The sequence below is a fragment of the Streptomyces sp. CB01635 genome (assembly GCF_002803065.1).
GTDB lineage: Bacteria > Actinomycetota > Actinomycetes > Streptomycetales > Streptomycetaceae > Streptomyces.
Genome location: NZ_NNBL01000002.1, coordinates 16147 through 34647, shown reverse-complemented (window position 1 = coordinate 34647; position 18501 = coordinate 16147). Strand labels below are relative to the sequence as shown.

The window sequence follows — 18501 nt, the reverse complement described above, 5'->3', positions numbered from 1 at the left end:
CGTGGGCTGGCGGTTAGCTTGGGCATAGCTTGAAAGTTCAAGCATGTCCCTTCCGAGTCAGGAGAACCCCCACGTGACCTCTCTCGCGAACCAGCTCGGGCCGCTCCGCGCGCCCGGCTCCCCCGCCCCCGCCGCGCCCGCCCACGCCTATGACCTCGGTCTTCTCGTCCTGCGCCTCGCCCTCGGCCTGACCATGGCCGCGCATGGTGCGCAGAAGCTCTTCGGCTGGTTCGGCGGAGGCGGGATCGACGGCACCGGGCAGTTCTTCGCCGCGTCCGGCTACCCGTCGCCGAAGGCGTTCGCCCTGGTCGCCGGGCTCAGCGAGACCCTCGGCGGGCTCGGCCTCGTGCTCGGTCTGCTCACCCCGCTGGCCGCCGCGGCCGTGGTCGGCACCCTGGTCAATGCCATCGCCGTGAAGTGGGGCGGCGGATTCTTCGCGCCGCAGGGCATCGAGTACGAGCTCCTGATCGCCCTCGGCGCGGTGGCGCTCGCCCTGACCGGCCCGGGGCGCATCGCCTTCGACCGCTTTCTGCCGGGGCTTCGGTCCCACCGCCTCGGATACGGAGTCGCGGCCGTGGCCCTCGGTCTGGTCGTGGCGGGGATCACGCTGGTGTTGCGTAAGTGAGGTCGGTCGTGAATCGGTGACGTCGCGCATCGGTGAGCTGGTGACGGTCCGGGTGCTGGAGCGCTCGGGCCGTCGGCTTTTCCGGCTCCCGCGCTCAGGCTCCGCCCGTCTCCCCCGCGATCCACGCCAGGTAACCGGCACTGCCCCGCACCACCGGTGTCGCGATGATCTCGGGCGTCTCGTAGTCGTGTGCCTCCAACAGCCAGGACTCCAGGGCCTCGTAGCCCTCTGCCGTGGTTTTGAGTAGCACCTGCCATTCCTGGGCGGTCTCCGTGCTGCCCTGCCAGCGGTAGACCGACATGACCGGGCCCGCGATCTGGGCGCAGGCCGCCAGGCGCGCCTCGACCGCTCCCGTGGCCAGGGCTCGGGCCTTTGCCTCGTCGTCGGTCGCCGTGAGGACCGTCAGGGCCAGTGCGTTCATGTCCGTTCCTTTCACGGGCCGTGCGCTCCTTGATTCTGCACGTGAACACCTATTCACAGCTCCACCACGGGGGCGCTATGGACATGACATGTCATGGACCTTTAAATCTGAGACGTCATCAGTGTGACCCCCCTCAGCGCGCCCGCGCGCCGTCACTAGGAGCCCGATGAGACCTGCCCGGACCACATCGCGACTCACCACCGCCGGCATAGCAACGGCGGCCGCCACCCTGATGGCCGCCGCCCTCGCCCCCACCGCGGGCGCCGACTCCGGCGACCCCACGCCACCCACCCGGGCCGACGCCGTACGCCATGCGACGGCCGCGCTCACCGCCGAGGCCGCCCGCCTCGGGATCACCGGCTCGCAGGGTGCCTCCGTGCGGGACGTCGTCGTCGACGCCGACGGCACCCAGCATGTGCGCTACAACCGCACCTACCGCCAACTGCCGGTTCTCGGCGGCGACTTCGTCGTCCATCTGAACCGCGACGGCGGCTACCGCTCCGCGAACCGCGCGGTACTCGGCGACCTCGCCGTGCCGAGCGTGACGCCGGGGCTCCCCGCCCCGAAGGCCGCCGACATCGCCGCCGCCGCGCTGCGCGCCGCCAATCCGGGCGAGCTCCTGCGCAAGGTCGTCGCCAAGCCCGCGCTCGTCGTGGACGCGCTGCACGGCGCGCCGAAGCTGGCGTGGCGCACGGACACCGCGGGCAAGGACTCGCTCGGCAACCCGGTCGCCCGCGTCGTCCTCACCGACGCCACCACCGGCAAGCAGATCGACGCCTGGGACAGCATCGAGACCGCGACCGGCGACGGAAAGTCCCTCTACGCGGGCACGGTCCCGCTGGAGACGACCCAGTCCGGGTCCACGTACCAGCTCAAGGACGCGACGCGGGGCGGCACCTACTCGGGTGACGCGCAGAACAAGACCGACGGCTGCATCCTGACCATCTGCTGGAGCCGCGCTCCCGCGGTGGTGTTCACCGACGCCGACAACCACTGGGGCACGGGCGCGAACTCCGACCGCTCGTCGGCCGCCGTGGACGCCCAGTACGGGACCGACACGACGTGGGACTACTACAAGAACGTCCACGGCCGTAACGGCATCGGCGGCGACGGCAAGGGCTCGTACAACCGCGTCCACTACGGCAGCAACTACAACAACGCCTTCTGGGACGACACCTGCTTCTGCATGACGTACGGCGACGGTGACGGCTCGACGTTCGGGCCGCTCGTGGCGCTCGACGTCGCCGGGCACGAGATGTCGCACGGCGTCACGTCGAAGACCGCGGGGCTCACCTACTCGGGCGAGTCCGGCGGTCTGAACGAGGCGACGTCCGACATCTTCGGCACGCTCGTCGAGTTCTACGCGAACAACGCGTCCGACCCGGGCGACTGGCTCATCGGCGAGAAGATCGTGAAGCCCGGCTTCGGCCAGCCCGCGCTGCGCTTCATGGACAAGCCCAGCAAGGACGGCAACTCCGCCGACTGCTGGAGCTCGTCGGTCGGCAACCTCGACGTGCACTACTCGTCCGGGGTCGCCAACCACTTCGCGTACCTGCTGGCCGAAGGCAGTGGGCCGAAGGTCATCGGCGGCGTCCAGCACAACAGCCCGACGTGCAACGGCTCGACGCTGAGCGGCATCGGCAAGGACAAGCTCGGCAAGATCTGGTACCGGGCCCTGACCGTCTACATGACGTCCTCGACGAACTACGCGGGCGCCCGCACGGCGACCCTCAGTGCGGCGAAGGACCTGTACGGCGCCGGCAGCGCGGAGTACGCCGCCGTGGCCGCGACCTGGTCTGCCGTGTCCGTGGGCTGACATCGCGCATGAGTGGGGGAGGCCCCCGTAGTCGTCGGCTGCGGGGGCCTTCGGCTGCCCGGTCTCAACTGCCGTACGGACGCACCTCCTTCGCCTCCCGCAGCGCCTTCGCCCACCACGCCAGCTGGTCGAGCATCGCCTTCAGCGCGGTGGCCGGCGCCTCGGGGTCGCGGTGGGCGCCGGATGCGTCGAAGTGGCTGCCCGCATGGGTGAAGGAGACGGTGTCCCTGACCGTGACGGCGTGCAGCTCGGCGAAGACGGTGCGCAGGTGCTCGACCGCGCGCAGGCCGCCGGAGATGCCGCCGTAGGAGACGAAGCCGACCGGCTTGGCCTGCCATTCGGCGTGGTGCCAGTCGATGACGTTCTTGAGGGACGCCGGGTAGGAGTGGTTGTACTCGGGGGTGAGGACGATGAAGGCGTCGGCCGCGGCCAGCTTCGGGGTGACCTTGGCCAGCTCGGCCCGTACCTCGGCGGACGGGTCGTAGGAGAGTGCGGTGGGCAGGTCGGTGGCGGCTACGTCGATCACGTCGACGGCGAGGTCGGGGCGCTCCCCGAGCAGGGACATGAGCCAGTCGGCGACGACCGGGCCGAAGCGGCCCTCGCGGTTGCTGCCGATGACGACTGCGACCCGTACGGGGGCCTCGGTGGGGGCGGAAACGGGGACGGTGACGGGGGCTGCGGTCTGCACCGCTGTGGTGTTCATGGCGCAAGCCTGTTACCTGAAGCTTGGTTGAGGTCAAGCGGGCGCCGCGCGGGTCCGGTCACCCGTTCACCGGCGTCCGCTCCCCCTTCGGCTTCTTTTCTTCGACGCGTCGGTGACCTGCTGGAATGTACCTGCCGGGGTGTCAGATGACGCCCTTTCACCGGTTTTCTGATGGTGCATCAGGAGGCGTTACGGGGCGAGTGCCACTTACCTCGGTAGGGCAGGGGCGTGACCGACGCAGCGGCACTTGGGGGTGCCGCGGGCCGTGCCCCCTCGGAGGAGCACGACACGATGCGCACATCCCGCCTGCTGACCGCCGCCGCGCTCGCCGCGGCCGCCGCGGCACTGACCGCCGCGCCCTCGTACGCCGGTAAGGGCGGCTCGGGCGGTCTCGAGGTGTACCCGGCGAACGCCACCGCGGGCGCCACGGTCACCGTCAACACCACCGCGTGCGGTGCGAGCCGCGCCGCCGCCGGGGACGCGAGCGCGGTCGGCGCGGGCACCTTCATGCTCGCCCCGGGCTCGCAGGCGAAGGACGCCGTGGGGCGGTTCCAGGTGCCTCCGTCGGCGCCGCCCGGGACGTACGAGATCGTCGCGAAGTGCTCCGGCGGCGGGCAGGTGACGGGCGATCTGACGGTCGCGCTCGCCTCATCGTCGGACCAGGCCCTTCCGAAAGGCCATGTGAAGACGGGGGTCGGCGGCGCGCTCGGCACCGACCCCGTGAAGACCGCGGCGGGAGTGGCAGCGCTTGCCGTCGCCGCCGCGGGCGGTACCTGGCTCCTGCATCGCCGGGCGAGAGGCGAAGGGATCTGACGGGCGCCGGACGGACGACCTCCGCTGTCCCTCCGGCCCCCTGGTACCGCTTGTCCTCTCCTCTCCCGGCCACGCACCCCCCTCCCGCGGCCGGGAGAGGAAGGCGCCCCCACCGATTCCGACCTGGAGAAGCCGATGCCTCAGGCGCGCCGCCGCAGAGTCAGCAGCGGACTCATAGCCGCGGTCACCACTCTCGCCCTGTGTCTGGGCGCCTGGCTGCTGCTCCAGGGCACCGAGATACACGGACCGCCGCAGCCGTCCACGGCGCAGGCCGGGTCCGCGCTCCCCGGCACCGGCCACGAGCCGCCGGGCGCGGCCCCCCTCTCCTCCTCGCCCCCCGACCGCATACGCATCCCCTCGATCCGGGTCGACGCACCGCTCATGGGGCTCGCCCTGACCCCGCAGGGCAGCCTGGGCGTCCCGCCGCCGGAGCAGAAGAACCTGGCCGGCTGGTACGACGCCGGTACCGCGCCCGGCGTCCGCGGCACAGCGGTCGTGGCCGGCCACGTCGACAACGCCGAGGGGCCCGCCGTCTTCTACGACCTGGGCGCGCTGACCAGGGGCCGCACCATCGAGGTCGACCGCCGCGACGGCTCCGTCGCCGTGTTCACCGTCGACGCCGTCGAGGTCTACGACGCCCGCGCCTTCCCCGACGAGAAGGTGTACGGCGCGGCCGACCGGCCCGAGCTGCGCGTCATAACCTGCGGGGGCGGCTACTCGAAGCAGACCGGCTACCGGGGGAACGTCGTGGTGTTCGCGCATCTGACGGGCAGCCGCTGAGCCCTCACACTCCCTCCTCGTGCGCGCTGAGCGCAGCGTTCCCCGCGGGAAACGGGAGGGATGCGGCCGGGTAACACCGGCCCCGCAGGCTGCCGTGCATGACCTTTTCGACGGACCTCGGACGCGTGGTGGTGATCGGCACCGGCCTCGCCGGTACCCGGCTCGCCCGGCGCCTGGGCGCTGCCGCCGTACTCATCGGCGAGGAGGCGCACGCCCCGTACAACAGGGTGCTGCTCGCCGAGGTCCTCGCGGGCAGTTACGGCGCCGACGTCATCGCGCTGCCCCGCCACACCGGAACGCACCTGCGGACCCGCGCCGTGCGTATCGACCGCGACGAGCAGGTGGTGCGCTGCGAGGACGGCTCCGACGTCCCGTACGACACCCTCGTACTCGCCACCGGGTCGAACCCGGTCCTGCCTCCTCTGCGCGGCCTGTTCGCGCCCGGTGCGGCTGAGCTGCCGGGCGGGGTGCACGCCTTCCGCACCATGGACGACTGCCTGGCGCTGTCGCGGGCGGTGGTTCCCGGGGTGCGCGCGGTCGTCGTCGGCGGCGGGCTCCTCGGGGTGTCCGCGGCCCGTGCGCTCGCCCGGCGCGGCGCCCAGGTGGTGCTCACGCAGCAGTCCGAGCGCCTGATGGAGCGCCAGCTCGACCCGCGGTCCTCGCGTCTCGTGCACGAGCACCTCACCGCGCGCGGCGTCGAGGTGCACACGCAGTGCCGCGTACGGGGCGTGGGCGTCGTCGACGGGGCGGTCCGCAGCGTCGAGCTCGCCGACGGCTATGTGCTCGGCACGGATCTGACGGTCCTCGCGTGCGGGGTGCGTCCCCGTACGGGGCTCGCGCTGGCAGCGGGACTCGACGTGCGCGAAGGGATCGTCGTCGACGACGATCTGCGCACCTCGGACCCCCGTGTCCGCGCGGTCGGGGACTGCGCCCAGCACGCGGGCCGCGTCTACGGGCTCGCGACCCCAGCCGTCGAACAGGCCGACGCGCTCGCCGAGAACCTGCTCTCCGGCCGGCGGCGCCCCTACGCGGGCACCCGGACCCTCACCCGGCTGACCCTGCCGCACGAGGCCGGGCCGCTCGACCTCGCGGCGTTCGGGGAGCCCGAGGCGCTGCCCGGTGACGACGTCGTGCAGCTCGCCGACGCGACCCGCGGCACGTACCGCAAGGTCGTCGTCCGCGGTGACCGGCTCGTCGGCGGGGTGCTGGTCGGCGAGCTCGGCACGGTCGGGGCGCTCGCCCGGGCCTGGGAGGCCGACGACCCGCTGCCCGACGACGGCGCACCCCTGCTCCACCTGCTCACTCACGACGGAGGACTCTGAGATGCCCACCACGCCCACACTCGTCCTCGTCGGCCACGGCATGGTCGGCCAGCGCTTCCTCGAGGCCCTCGCCGAGCGCGGGCTCACGGACACGCACCGCGTCGTCGTGCTGTGCGAGGAGCCGCGCCCCGCCTACGACCGGGTCCAGCTCACCTCGTACTTCTCGGGCCGCACACCGGACGAACTCTCGCTCACGGACGCGGAGTTCATCGCCCGGCACGGCATCGAGCTGCACCTCGGGGACCCCGCCGAGCACATCGACCGCGATACGCGGACGGTCACGGCGCGCTCCGGTCTCCAGGTCACGTACGACGCCCTCGTCCTCGCGACCGGCTCCTACCCGTTCGTGCCGCCCGTGCCCGGCAAGGACGCGACGGGCTGTTTCGTGTACCGCACGATCGAGGACCTGCTCGCGATCGAGGAGTACGCGAAGAAGCACGCCACGACCGGGGCCGTGGTGGGCGGCGGGCTGCTCGGCCTGGAGGCGGCGGGCGCCCTGCGCGGCCTCGGCCTCGACACGCACGTCGTGGAGTTCGCGCCGCGCCTCATGCCGGTGCAGGTCGACGAGGGCGGCGGCGCGGCCCTCCTGCGCACCATCACGGGCATGGGCCTGAGCGTCCACACGGGCGTCGGCACGCAGGAGATCCTGACCGAGGGCCCCGACGGTACGGCCGGCGCGGTGCGCGCCATGAAGCTGTCGGACGGCTCGGAACTGGCGACCGACCTGGTGGTGTTCTCGGCGGGCGTACGGCCGCGCGACCAGCTCGCCCGCGACATGGGGCTCACAGTCGGCGAACGCGGCGGCATCACCGTCGACGAGCGCTGCCGCACCAGCGACCCGGCGGTGTACGCGATCGGCGAGTGCGCGCAGGCCGTGGACGGCCGCGTGTACGGCCTGGTCGCGCCGGGCTACGAGATGGCGCAGACGGCGGCCGCCTCGATCGCGTCGGAGGAGGGGCAGTTCACCGGTGCCGACTTGTCGACGAAGCTGAAGCTGCTCGGCGTGGACGTGGCGTCGTTCGGCGACGCGCACGGCGCGGCCGACGGCTGCCTCGACGTCGTCTACTCGGACTCGCGCTCGGGCACGTACAAGAAGCTGGTCGTGGGTCCGGAGGGGGAACTGCTCGGCGGGATCCTGGTCGGGGACGCGGAGGCGTACGGGACGCTGCGCGCGCTGACCGGTTCGGTGCCGCCCGTGGCGCCCGAGCAGCTGGTGCTGCCCGCGGGGGCGGGGGCGCCGGTGGCGCTGGGCCCGGAGGCGCTGCCCGGCGACGCGGTGATCTGCTCCTGCCACAACGTCACCAAGGAAGAGATCCAGGCCCACGCCACGCTGCCCGAGGTGAAGAAGTGCACCAAGGCCGGTACGGGCTGCGGCAGCTGCGTGAAGCTGATCGGCCAGCTCCTGCCCCAGAGCGGCGACAAGGGCCTGTGCGGCTGCTTCCCGCACACTCGCGCCGAGCTCTACGAGATCGTCCGGGTCAAGCGGATCGCGTCGTACGCGGACCTGCTCGACGCGCACGGGCGTGACGGCGCGCGCGGCGGCGAGGGGTGCGAGGTCTGCAAGCCGGCCGTCGGCTCGATCATCGCCTCGCTCGCCCCGACGATCGGCGCCGACGGCCATGTCCTCGACGGCGAGCAGGCGGCCCTCCAGGACACGAACGACCATTTCCTCGCCAACCTCCAGAAGAACGGCTCCTATTCGGTCGTGCCTCGCATCCCCGGCGGCGAGGTCACCCCGGAGAAGCTCATCGTGATCGGCGAGGTGGCGCGCGACTTCGGCCTCTACACAAAGATCACCGGAGGTCAGCGGATCGACCTGTTCGGCGCGCGGGTCGAGCAACTGCCGCTGATCTGGACACGGTTGGTGGACGCCGGCTTCGAGTCGGGCCATGCGTACGGCAAGGCGCTGCGGACGGTGAAGTCGTGTGTGGGGCAGACGTGGTGCCGTTACGGCGTCCAGGACTCCGTGCGCATGGCGATCGACCTGGAGCTGCGCTACCGGGGTCTGCGGGCGCCGCACAAGCTGAAGTCGGCCGTTTCGGGCTGCGGGCGCGAGTGCGCGGAGGCCCAGTCGAAGGACTTCGGGGTGATCGCCACGGCCAACGGCTGGAACCTGTACGTGGGCGGCAACGGCGGCGCGACCCCACGCCACGCGGACCTCCTCGCGCAGGACCTCTCCGACGCCGAGCTGATCCGGCTGATCGACCGGTTCCTGATGTTCTACATCCGCACGGCCGACCGTCTGGAGCGCACGGCGGGCTGGCTGCAACGGATCGAGGGCGGCCTCGACCACGTACGGGACGTCGTCGTGCACGACTCCCTCGGCCTCTGCGACGAGCTGGAGGCCCTGATGGCCGACCATGTCGCGCACTACCGCGACGAGTGGGCCGACACCCTCGACGACCCGGAGCGCCTGGAGCGCTTCGTGTCCTTCGTGAACGCGCCCGACGCCCCGGACCCGCTGGTGCGGTTCGTCCCGGAGCGCGACCAGATCAAGCCCGACCTGCCCCTGCTCTCCATCGGCTCCCGCCCCCTGGAAGGATCGGTGACGTCATGACCGTCGCTCCCGAGAAGACCGCCGTGATGGTGCAACTCCACCTGGGTGACGCCTGGTTCACGGTATGCGAGCTGGCCCGGCTGACCCCGGGCCGCGGGGTCGCGGCGCTGCTCCCCGACGGCCGGCAGGCCGCCGTGTTCCTGGACCGCTCGGGCCGCCTGTACGCGGTCGGCAACCGTGACCCGTTCACGGGCGCCGCGGTCCTCTCCCGCGGCCTGATCGGCTCGTCACAGGGCCGCCCGTTCGTCGCGTCACCGCTGCTCAAGCAGCGCTTCGACCTGGAGAGCGGCACGTGCCTCGACGACGAGGCGTACGCGGTGGCCACGTATGCCGTACAGACGACGCCGAGCCTCGCGTGACCGGCCGCACTTCTTGACTGATCGTTCCAGTTACGCCTAGTCTTCTTTCCATGGCCAGGACCAAGGAATTCGATCCGGACGCCGCACTCCAGTCGGCCCTGGAGCTGTTCTGGCGGCGCGGCTACGAGGCGACGTCGATGGCGGACCTCGTCGACCATCTCGGCATCGGCCGCGCCAGCATCTACGCGACCTTCGGCAACAAGCACGAGATGTACCTGAAGGCCATGGACCGGTACGCCGAGTCCGCCGACGCGGCCATCCTCGCGGACCTGTCGGCCGGCGGCCCCGCGCTGCCGGCCGTGCGCGGGCTCGTCCGGCGCTTCGCCGCCGAGGCGACGGCCGACGAACGGCGCCTGACCGGCTGCTTCGTCACCAATACGGCGACAGAGCTGGCCCCGCACGACACGGCCGCCGCACGCCGCGTGGAACGTAGCTGGGAGCACATCGAGACGCTGCTGCAGGCCACGCTCACCCGGGCGCGGGCCCAGGGCGAGCTGCCCGCCGACCGCGACCCCCGGGCACTCGCCCGCCTGCTGCTCGTCCTGATGCAGGGCATGCGCGTCGTCGGCAAGGCATCGTCGGACCCGGGGCGCGTACGGGACGCGGCGGAGCAGGCGCTCGGCCTCCTGGACCGAGCGGCTGCGCCAGTGAGCTCCTGAGCGACCGAGGGGCCGCCCCCTGACTCACCCATGGGCCCTTCCGCATGCCCGCATACTGAACCAATCGTTCTGGAAATGCCTGATCCACCCGCCCGGCCCACCCTCCAAGGAGCCCTTCATGTCCCGCAGTCGCTTCGCCGGTAGGAACGTCCTCGTCACCGGTGCCGGAACCGGGCTCGGGCGGGCCATCGCGCTCGCCTTCGCCGCCGAGGGCGCGCGCGTCGTCGTCGCCGGACGGACCCGCGCCACCCTCGACGCGACCGTGGACCTCATCGAAGCGGCGGGCGGCACCGCCGTCGCGCACACCGCCGACGTGAGCCGGGCCGGAGACCTTCAGGACCTGGTGCGTGCCATCGTCGAGCGGTTCGGGTCGCTCGACGTCGCCGTGAACAACGCCGGCGTCTTCCGCGGCGCGGGCCCCGTCGCTGAACTCGCGTCCGGTGACTGGCAGACGATGCTCGACATCAACGTCACCGGCGTGCTTCTCGCCCTCCAGGCCGAGGTCGCGCAGATGCGGACGCAGGAGCGCGGCGGCGCGATCGTCAACATCTCCTCCAACCTCGGCTCCCACAAGTCCCGGGCGGGCGTGACCGGTTACGCCGTGTCGAAGGCGGCCGTCTCCGCCCTGACCAGGGGCGCGGCCCTCGACCACATCGGTGACGGGGTCCGTATCAACGCGGTGAGCCCGGGCCCCTCCGCGACCGCCATGTCCCTGCTCCCCGGCGAGACCGAGGCCGAGCGGGCCGTCCGCATGAAGGAGCAGTCACCGCTCGGCCGGGTCTCGGCACCGGACGAGGTCGCCGCCGCCGTGCTGTACCTGGCGTCCGAGGACGCCGCGTCCGTGGTCGGCGCCGACCTGGTGATCGACGGCGGCTCGGCCGCATAGCCCGTAGAGAGGGGGTGGGGTCAGTCGTCGATGCCCGAGCGTTCCACCCCCGCCACGATCCACCGCTGGAAGAACAGGAACACCACGAGCAGCGGCACGATCGACACGGCCGCCGCGATGAACAGCTCGTGGAGTCGCACCACTTGGGCCGTGGTGAAGGACGACAGTGCCACCTGGACGGTCCACGCGTTGCGGTCCTGGCCGATGACCAGGGGCCACAGGAACGAGTTCCACGCGCCGATGAAGACGATGGTGCCGACGGCCGCGAAGACGGGCCGGGAGTTGGGCACGACCACCCGCCAGTACGTACGCCAGTAGCCGAGCCCGTCGACGCGCGCCGCGTCCTCCAGCTCCCCCGGAAAACCGAGGAAGTACTGGCGGAAGACGAAGCACGCGAACGCGGAGAACAGGGTCGGGACGATCAGGCCGCGCAGCGTCGAGATCCAGCCCAGCGACGAGACGAGCACGAAGCTCGGCACGAAGGTGACCGCGGCCGGGACCGTCAGGGTGCCGAGGATCGCGTAGAAGACCTTGTTCGCGTGCCGGTACGGGATGCGGGCCAGGCCGTAGCCGGCGAGCGAGGCGAGGAGCAGGGTGCCGAGCGTCGTCGCAACCGCGATGAGCGCGGAGTTGAGCAGGGAGCGGGCGTAGGGGACGGACGTGTCGGCGAAGAGTTCCCGCACGTTTCCCCAGCGCAGCGAGGACGGGAAGAACGTCCACTCGGGCGAGGTGATGTCGCTCTCCGCCGCGAGCCCGTTGCGTACCAGGAGGTAGAACGGGATCAGGAACAGGAGCGCCAGCGCGATCAGCAGGGCGAGGCGCAGGGCGCGGCCGGCCCTGACCCGGGATTCGTCCCTCACTGTGCCTCCTTGCGGCCGAGGCCGAACCACTTGGCCTGCCCTACCGTCACCACCGCGATGATCAGCGCGAGCAGCACCGCGCCCGCACTGCCGAGCCCGAGGTTCTGCCCCTGGCCGAGCGCCGTGTAGTAGAGGTAGACGAGCGGGGGCCTGGCGTACGGCGGATAGCCGCGGGCGTCCGAGAGCAGGTTGTAGAACTCGTCGAAGGCCTGGAAGGCGTTGATGACGAGGAGCAGGACGACCGCCACGGAGGTGGCCCGCAGCTGCGGGAACGTGATGTGCCGGAAGACCTGCCAGCCGGGCCGCGCCCCGTCGACGGCCGCCGCCTCGTAGAGGGTGGGGCTGATGCGCTGGAGCCCCGCGAGGAACAGCACCATGTAGAAGCCGGCCTGGAGCCAGAGCCGTACGGTGACGATGACGGCCCAGTACCAGGGCGGGTCGGTCGTCGACAGCCAGGCGATCTGGTCACCGCCGAACCAGCCGAGCACGGTGTTGGCGAGCCCGAACCGCACCCCGTTGAAGATCGACATCTTCCAGATCAGGGCCGCCACCACGTACGAGCAGGCTGCGGGTAGGTAGAAGACCGAGCGGAAGAACGCCTGGGCGCGGCGCTGCCGGTTCACCATCAGGGCGAGGGCGAGCGAGAGCGCGTAGGTCGCGGGCACGATGAAGAGCGAGAAGACGAGGAAGGTCCACAGGCTGTCGGTGAAGGCCTCGTTCTCCAGCATCGCCGTGTAGTTGCCGAGGCCGACGAAGTCGCTCGGGGTGACGGTGTTGTGCGCGTCGAAGAAGCTGAGGTAGACGCTCCAGCCGAGCGGGATGTACGTGAAGACGCCGAGGCCGAGGAGGAAGGGCCCGACGAAGATCCAGAACCAGAGGGTGCGGTTCTGGACTCCGGCCCACTTCCGTGCCGTGCCGCCCTGCCCGCGGCCTCTCTGCCGAGGGATCGCCTGGCGGCGGCCCTCTTGCCGCAGGCTCACTTCTTCTTCACGCGGTCGAGCTCGGCCGACACCTTCCGCACGACTCCCTTGAGCTCGCTGTCCGGACTCGCGCCGTCCTTGATGATGCGGCTCAGGGCGTCCTGGTACGCGGTCTGGCTCGCGGGTGTCCACCTCAGGGGCTGGGCGAAGCCGTGGTCGGTCGTGAAGCGGACGGCGTCGGCCGCCGCGCCCTTCCGCAGCTTCGCGGCCTTCTTCGCCAGCGAGATACGGGCCGGGATGTGGAAGCCGTACGAGAGGGCGAAGTCCTCCTGGTATTCGGTGCGGTCGATCCACAGCCACCTGAGGTAGTCCTTCGCGGCCTGCTGGTGCTCGCCACGGGTGGAGACCGCCGCGCCGTATGCGCCGACCGGCACCGACGGCCTGCCCGCGCCGTCCTTCGGGAAGGGCAGGACGCCGAAGTCGTCGCCGAGCTCCTTCTGCACGGTGGGCAGCGCCCACAGGCCGGACCACTGCATGGCGGTCAGGCCCTGGACGAACGCCGACGGGTCGGACCAGTCGGAGGGCGCGCCCAGGAGCAGCGACTTGCCGGCGTACAGCTGGTGGATCTTGCCGAGGGCTCGCGCGGCGGCCGGGTCGTCGAAGCCGACCTTGCCGTCCTCGGTGACGAGTTCGAGGCCGGCCGCGTACAGAGGCGTACCGCCGAGGACGCCCGCGCCGCCGTCGTTGCCGAGGAAGAGTCCCTTCGTCTTCTTCGAGGTGAGTTTCTTCGCGGCGTCCACGAGCTCGTCGAGCGTCTCCGGCGGCTCGACGCCCGCGTCGGCGAGCAGGCTCTTGCGGTAGTAGAGCATCTGCATGTCGATGACCTGCGGGATCGCCCAGATCCTGCCGTCGTACGTCTTCGGAGCGAGGACCGCCGGGTTGAAGTCGTCCTTGACCCCCTCGAACAGGCCGGTGAGGTCGGCGATCTGCTTGCCCTGGATCTGGTCGAGGGTGGGCCCGTTGACCTCGAAGACGTCGGGGCCCGAGTCGGTGAGGAGCGCGGCGGCGGTCTGCTCGTCGTAGTTGCCGGGCCGCCACTGGACGGTGACGTGCGCCTTCTCGTACGCGGCGGCGTACTTCTTCACGGCCTGCTCGGTGCCCTGCTCGCCGTACTGGTGGTACCACTGCGCCAGCTCCGGCTCGCCGCCCGCACCGCCGTCGTCCCGGCCCGTGTTGGAGCCGCACGCGGTGAGCAGCCCCAGCGCGGCGCCGGTCCCGAGCAGTCCCCTGCGGCTGATGGTCATTGATCGTCCCCCTGCTTCTCGCTGCTCTTGAACGCCGGGTCCTTTCGGCGTCCACGGATTCCGACGGCCCAACGATCAACCATGCGGCCGGATTACGACAGAGGGACTACAGCCGTATGTCGGCCCTCCCGTCAGCACGGCGTCAACGTGCGCGGCCGCTGGATCAGCGACGCGTCAAGAGTGCTGACCTGGGGCGCCGCACGGGCTTACGGTGCGCTGCATGGGACGAGACACGAGGGCGGGATCCCGCGGGCGGGCGGCGGCGCCGGCTTCGCAGGACACGGTGGTGCGGGACCGGCGGTGGGCCGCCGATCTGCGGGCGGCGGTGTTCTGCGCGCTCACGCTGTTCTGCCTGATCCTGGTGATCGACACGGCCAACGGCACGCTCAGCGCGGCGCGGGTCGGGCTGTGGGCGGGGCTCTCGGCGCTGCTGCACGCCGTGCTGCATCCGCCGCTGGTCAGCGCGGGTCCCGGCTGGCTCGCCGTGCGCGGCGTCTGGGGCACACGGCGGGTCTGCACGGACCTGCTCACGTCGGTGCGCCACAGCGACGGGGTGACGCCGCGGCTCGTGCTGCGGGACGCGCTCGGCGGGCGCGTCGAGCTGGACCCGAAGGTGCTCACCGACAACCCCGTCGTCTGGCACCGCCTGGAGACGGGCGCGCGCCGGGCCCGTGCGAACGGGCTGCTCCGCTGCGGCACCCCGGTCGTCGACCGCCTCGCGGCCCGCATCGACGGCGACGCGGCCCGCGCGGTGTTCGAGGCCTCGGAGCTGGACTAGGGCCTTTCGTTTGGATCAGGCCGGATCAGGGAGCGGGGTCGTGGGGGTCCCCCGCCCGAGCGAAGCCGAGAGCGGGGGTCCTGGTGGTTCGCCCTAGAACGTCACGCCCGTCAGCTGTTCCGACGCCGCCCACAGCCGCTCCCCCGCCACGTCGTCGAGGGTCCGCCCGGCCCGCCACGACTTCGCGGGCGCCCCGCGCCACATCATCAGGGACGGCCCGGTGAACGAGTCCGGGCGCACACCGGGTTCCGTCGCCGCGTACAGCGTGGGCAGCGCGCCTGCCTCGGCGGGCTGGGCGATGACCCGGTTGCCCAGCTCGACGACGCGCTCGACGGCCTTGCGGCCCTCCATGCGCACGCCCTGCGTCGCGAGGTTCGTGGACGCGTACCCCGGGTGCGCGGACGCCGCTACGACGTCGGACCCGCGCGCCGCCAGCTTGCGCGCCAGCTCGTGGATGAACAGCAGGTTCGCCGTCTTGGAACGGCCGTACGCGATCCAGCGCCGGTAGCGGCGCTCGCTGTTGAGGTCCGCGATGTCGATGTCCGAGAGGACGTGGAACATGCTGGAGACGCTGACGACGCGGGCGCCGGGCGTGTCGAGGAGCCGGGGCAGGAGCAGCCCGGTCAGCGCGAAGTGGCCGAGGTGGTTGACGCCGAACTGCGTCTCGAAGCCGTCGGCGGTCCGCCCGAGGGGCAGCGCCATCACGCCCGCGTTGTTGATCAGCAGGTCGAGCCGCTCCCCGCTGCCGCGCGCTCCGGCGAACTTCCGCACGGACGACAGGTCACCCAGGTCGAGCTGCTCGAACTCGGCCTGCGCGCCCGGCACTTCGGAGCGCAGCCGGTCGAGGGCGGCCGTGCCCCGCGCCTCGCTGCGGCAGGCGAGGACGACGTGGGCGCCCTTGCGGGCCAGCTCGCGTGCCGTGATGTAGCCGATGCCGCTGTTGGCGCCGGTCACCACGGCCGTGCGGCCGCTCTGGTCGGGGATGTCGCTCGCGTTCCAGCCGGTCATGGCTGTGCTCCCTGGACGAGGGGATACGGGGGTGCCCGACTGTACTTACCGGCCAGTAGATGCGGAACCCCGCACCCCCGTTTCCCCTCTCGGAGTACTCAGCCCCGCACTTCGAACCGGTAGAGCGAGTACCCGTACGTCGTCTGCCGCTTCACCCCGAGCATCCGCACCCGCCGCGCCTGAACGGCGTCGAGGTCGACCGTGTCCACCCCGGCCGTGGTGCGGCCCTGGCGCGCGGCGACGGTGCGCCAGGACGAGCCGGTGGCGTCGGCGGAGACCTGGAGGTCGTAGTCCCGTCCCGCGGCCGTCTCCCAGTCGAGGACGATCCGCCGCACGGTCCGGGTCTGCTCCAGGTCGACCTCGATCCACTCGCCGTCGGTGTATTTCGACGCCCAGCGGGTGCCCGGATCTCCGTCGGTGGCGTTGGGCGCGGTGAGCGTGGCCGTCTCGGCGGAGGACGCGGTGGTGGGGCGGCCGAGCGCCAGGTCGGGGATGTCGTACACCTGGAGGCTCCACACCGAGTAGCGCGTGCTCGCGCGCTCCCGGCCGCGCAGGCGTACATGGCGCGCGGTGGTCGCCGGGAAGCCGAGTTCGTCCCAGCCCGCGCGGTCGCGGCCGGTGCGCTCGGCGACGGTGCGCCACGCGACGCCGTCGTCGGAGACCTCGACGGCGTACGCGGTGCCGTGCTCCGGCCCCCATTCGACGCGCACGCGTTGTACGGGCCGGCTCTGCCCGAGGTCGACGGCCAGCCAGGGAGCGCGCTCGCGGCCGCTGGTCCACCGGGTGACCGGGCTGCCGTCGGTGGCGTACACGGGGCGGGTTCCCGCCGCCGTGGAGGAGGCGGTGGCGGGGGCGTCCAGGGAGATCTGGTCGGGTTCGGCGAGGGTGGGCGTGAGGGTGGTGAGCCCGGGTCCGGCGATCCCACGCCGCAGCTCGGCCGTGAAGTCGCGGTAGCTCAGGCCCGCTCCGGACCCGCTCCACATCTTCTGAGCGAGCGTGCCGAAGGTCTTCTCGACCAGACCGTGGACGGCCTGCTGGGTGTACGTGGCGTGCACGAGGTCGTTCCACACGGCGGACATGGCGCCGCGCAGCTTCGGGTCGTGCGGCTGGAGGCTCTGGTCGCCGGGGAAAACGTGCGGGGCCCAGCTCTCGTACAGGTAGGGGCCGTCGAGGCCTAGCGGGTGGTAGTAGGTGGCGAACGGGACGACGTAGAGGAGCCCGTCGTTCGTGTTGACGATCTCGTAGCCGTCGGCGGTGGCGGCCTTGGGCCCGTACCAGCCGTTGTTCCAGCTGTGGATGGTGACGTCGCGGTCGTAGCCGGAGGTGCCGGAGGGTGCCATCTCGGTGAGGCTGCCCCAGGCGCGGGGGTGTTTGCCGAGGGTGCGCAGGTGGGCGGCCATCGCGTTGAAGTAGCCGCGGTACTGCTCCTCGGGGCCGGTGTACTCGTCGGCGCCGTAGTGGATCTCGGGGCTGCGGAACCAGGGCGCGAACTCGTCGAAGACCTTCTTCATGAAGGCCGTCGTCTCCGGCTTGGCGAGGTCGAGGTGGTCGGAGTTGCCGCCCTTCAGGCCGAGTTCGGGGCGGAAGCGCACGAAGGAGCGGGCGTGCGCGGGCGCGTCGATCTCGGGGGTGAGCTGGACGGCGTGGGCGGCCGCGGTGTCCTCGAAGGAGTCCCAGTCCCCCCGCGAGTACGAGCCGTCGGGCGCGGCGAGCCCGGCCCATTCGGGCTTGTCGCTGCGCAGCCGGAACGCGTCGTAGGCCTGGGACCAGTCGCCGCCGGCCGGGCTGATCTCGTTGTCGTTCAGATGCAGTTGCAGGTCGTTGAGCTTGAACCAGCCCATCAGGCGCAGCTGGTCGCGGATGAAGCCCGGGGTGAAGAAGCGGCGGCCCGCGTCCAGCATGAAGCCGCGCAGCCGGTAGTCGGGCCAGTCGTGCGCGGTGCCGGTGGGCAGTTCGCGGCGCCCGTCGGAGCGCAGGAGGATCTGCAGGACCGAGCGGGTTCCGTAGTAGAGGCCGGTGCGGGTGGGTGCGGTGACCGTGACGGCGGCCGCGGTGACGCGGAGGGTGTAACCCTCCTCGGCGTACCGGTCGCCGCCGGGCGCGTGCCGGTCGGCCGGGTCGAGGACGAGCCGCAGGCCGCCACGCACTCCGCGGCCGGCGCGGGGGACGCCGGGCCTGATGCCGGTGACCTCTTCGATATCATCGGCGAACTGCCGGGCGAGCGCCAGGAGTTCACTCGCTTTCGCGGCCTGTACGACGATCGGCGCGCCCGCTTCGAGCCGGTAGCGGCCCGTGGATCCGGCCCAGTTCTGGAGGGCGGGGATGACGACGGGGCGTTCGTTGGCCGCGTTCCCGCCCGCGGCCCGCGCGGCGGCGGACCCGAGCCCGAGCGGCAGGGCGGTGACTGCCGAGGTCACCGCGAGGGCGGTGACGAACGAGCGGCGTGACAGACGCGGTGAAATCGAACCGTTACTCGGAGGCATGCATTGGACTACACCACTTGCCTTCCGGGCCTCACAAGGGAACGGACATCACAGAACTCCCAAGAGCGCCCGCCCCCGCCCACACGACTTCCAAGAGCGCCCGCCCCCGCCCACACGAAAGGGCGGCACCCCCCGCACAAGGGGTACCGCCCTCTCCTTCGGTGCACCGGAGCCGCTGCCTTTCGTGAGGGTCGGGCACCCAGACAA

Annotated in this window: 17 protein-coding genes; 10 read left to right on the top strand and 7 right to left on the bottom strand. The window is 71.7% G+C overall.

Annotation, left to right across the window (positions count from 1 at the left end):
• Positions 1 to 73: 73 nt before the first annotated feature.
• Complete coding sequence (locus CG723_RS04180) at positions 74 to 625, top strand: DoxX family protein (protein WP_234374139.1); 552 nt, start codon at positions 74 to 76, stop codon at positions 623 to 625.
• A 94-nt stretch (positions 626 to 719) separates the two neighbouring features.
• Here CG723_RS04180 and cutA read toward each other — a convergent pair whose 3' ends face one another.
• Positions 720 to 1046 carry a divalent-cation tolerance protein CutA gene (cutA, locus tag CG723_RS04175; RefSeq protein ID WP_100591864.1) on the bottom strand — a complete coding sequence of 109 codons (327 nt, stop codon included), beginning with the start codon at positions 1044 to 1046 and terminating at the stop codon, positions 720 to 722.
• A 166-nt stretch (positions 1047 to 1212) separates the two neighbouring features.
• Here cutA and CG723_RS04170 point away from each other — a divergent pair, with 166 nt between their 5' ends.
• The gene (locus tag CG723_RS04170; RefSeq protein ID WP_100591863.1) at positions 1213 to 2862 is read left to right on the top strand and encodes a M4 family metallopeptidase; all 1650 of its coding nucleotides are present in this window, start codon (positions 1213 to 1215) and stop codon (positions 2860 to 2862) included.
• 64 nt (positions 2863 to 2926) lie between these two features.
• On the opposite strand, the gene CG723_RS04165 is transcribed toward CG723_RS04170, so the two are convergent.
• Entirely contained in the window at positions 2927 to 3565 is a 639-nt protein-coding gene (locus CG723_RS04165; RefSeq protein WP_100591862.1) for an NADPH-dependent FMN reductase, read from the bottom strand.
• 291 nt (positions 3566 to 3856) lie between these two features.
• On the opposite strand from CG723_RS04165, the gene CG723_RS04160 reads away from it, so the two are divergent.
• The 7 genes from CG723_RS04160 (at position 3857) to CG723_RS04130 (ending at position 10941) form a co-directional block, all read left to right on the top strand.
• On the top strand, positions 3857 to 4378 hold the full coding sequence (locus tag CG723_RS04160) for a hypothetical protein (protein ID WP_100591861.1): 522 nt from the start codon (positions 3857 to 3859) through the stop codon (positions 4376 to 4378).
• Positions 4379 to 4513: 135 nt separating this feature from the next.
• The gene (locus CG723_RS04155) at positions 4514 to 5158 is read left to right on the top strand and encodes a class F sortase (protein WP_100591860.1); all 645 of its coding nucleotides are present in this window, start codon (positions 4514 to 4516) and stop codon (positions 5156 to 5158) included.
• Positions 5159 to 5256: 98 nt separating this feature from the next.
• Positions 5257 to 6480 carry an NAD(P)/FAD-dependent oxidoreductase gene (locus CG723_RS04150; protein ID WP_100591859.1) on the top strand — a complete coding sequence of 408 codons (1224 nt, stop codon included), beginning with the start codon at positions 5257 to 5259 and terminating at the stop codon, positions 6478 to 6480.
• Position 6481: 1 nt separating this feature from the next.
• On the top strand, positions 6482 to 9037 hold the full coding sequence (nirB, locus tag CG723_RS04145) for a nitrite reductase large subunit NirB (protein WP_100591858.1): 2556 nt from the start codon (positions 6482 to 6484) through the stop codon (positions 9035 to 9037).
• Entirely contained in the window at positions 9034 to 9396 is a 363-nt protein-coding gene (nirD, locus tag CG723_RS04140; RefSeq protein WP_100591857.1) for a nitrite reductase small subunit NirD, read from the top strand. Before nirB ends, nirD begins: the two co-directional genes overlap by 4 nt.
• A 50-nt stretch (positions 9397 to 9446) precedes the next feature.
• Positions 9447 to 10055 carry a TetR/AcrR family transcriptional regulator gene (locus CG723_RS04135; RefSeq protein WP_100591856.1) on the top strand — a complete coding sequence of 203 codons (609 nt, stop codon included), beginning with the start codon at positions 9447 to 9449 and terminating at the stop codon, positions 10053 to 10055.
• A gap of 118 nt (positions 10056 to 10173) precedes the next feature.
• Entirely contained in the window at positions 10174 to 10941 is a 768-nt protein-coding gene (locus tag CG723_RS04130) for an SDR family NAD(P)-dependent oxidoreductase (protein ID WP_100591855.1), read from the top strand.
• A gap of 20 nt (positions 10942 to 10961) precedes the next feature.
• Here CG723_RS04130 and CG723_RS04125 read toward each other — a convergent pair whose 3' ends face one another.
• From CG723_RS04125 to CG723_RS04115, 3 genes are read right to left on the bottom strand one after another with little or no spacing between them, the layout of a single operon-like run.
• Entirely contained in the window at positions 10962 to 11801 is an 840-nt protein-coding gene (locus CG723_RS04125; protein ID WP_100591854.1) for a carbohydrate ABC transporter permease, read from the bottom strand.
• On the bottom strand, positions 11798 to 12748 hold the full coding sequence (locus tag CG723_RS04120) for a carbohydrate ABC transporter permease (RefSeq protein WP_100592544.1): 951 nt from the start codon (positions 12746 to 12748) through the stop codon (positions 11798 to 11800). The genes CG723_RS04125 and CG723_RS04120 overlap by 4 nt, the downstream gene beginning before the upstream one ends.
• A gap of 29 nt (positions 12749 to 12777) precedes the next feature.
• On the bottom strand, positions 12778 to 14025 hold the full coding sequence (locus tag CG723_RS04115) for an ABC transporter substrate-binding protein (protein ID WP_199841655.1): 1248 nt from the start codon (positions 14023 to 14025) through the stop codon (positions 12778 to 12780).
• A 220-nt stretch (positions 14026 to 14245) separates the two neighbouring features.
• Between CG723_RS04115 and CG723_RS04110 the strand changes: the two genes are divergently transcribed.
• Entirely contained in the window at positions 14246 to 14803 is a 558-nt protein-coding gene (locus CG723_RS04110; protein WP_100591853.1) for a hypothetical protein, read from the top strand.
• A gap of 93 nt (positions 14804 to 14896) precedes the next feature.
• Here the strand turns inward: CG723_RS04110 and CG723_RS04105 are convergent, their stop codons facing one another.
• Positions 14897 to 15811 carry an oxidoreductase gene (locus tag CG723_RS04105; RefSeq protein WP_100591852.1) on the bottom strand — a complete coding sequence of 305 codons (915 nt, stop codon included), beginning with the start codon at positions 15809 to 15811 and terminating at the stop codon, positions 14897 to 14899.
• A gap of 98 nt (positions 15812 to 15909) precedes the next feature.
• Positions 15910 to 18228 carry a galactose-binding domain-containing protein gene (locus CG723_RS04100; protein WP_234374138.1) on the bottom strand — a complete coding sequence of 773 codons (2319 nt, stop codon included), beginning with the start codon at positions 18226 to 18228 and terminating at the stop codon, positions 15910 to 15912.
• Positions 18229 to 18501: the final 273 nt, after the last annotated feature.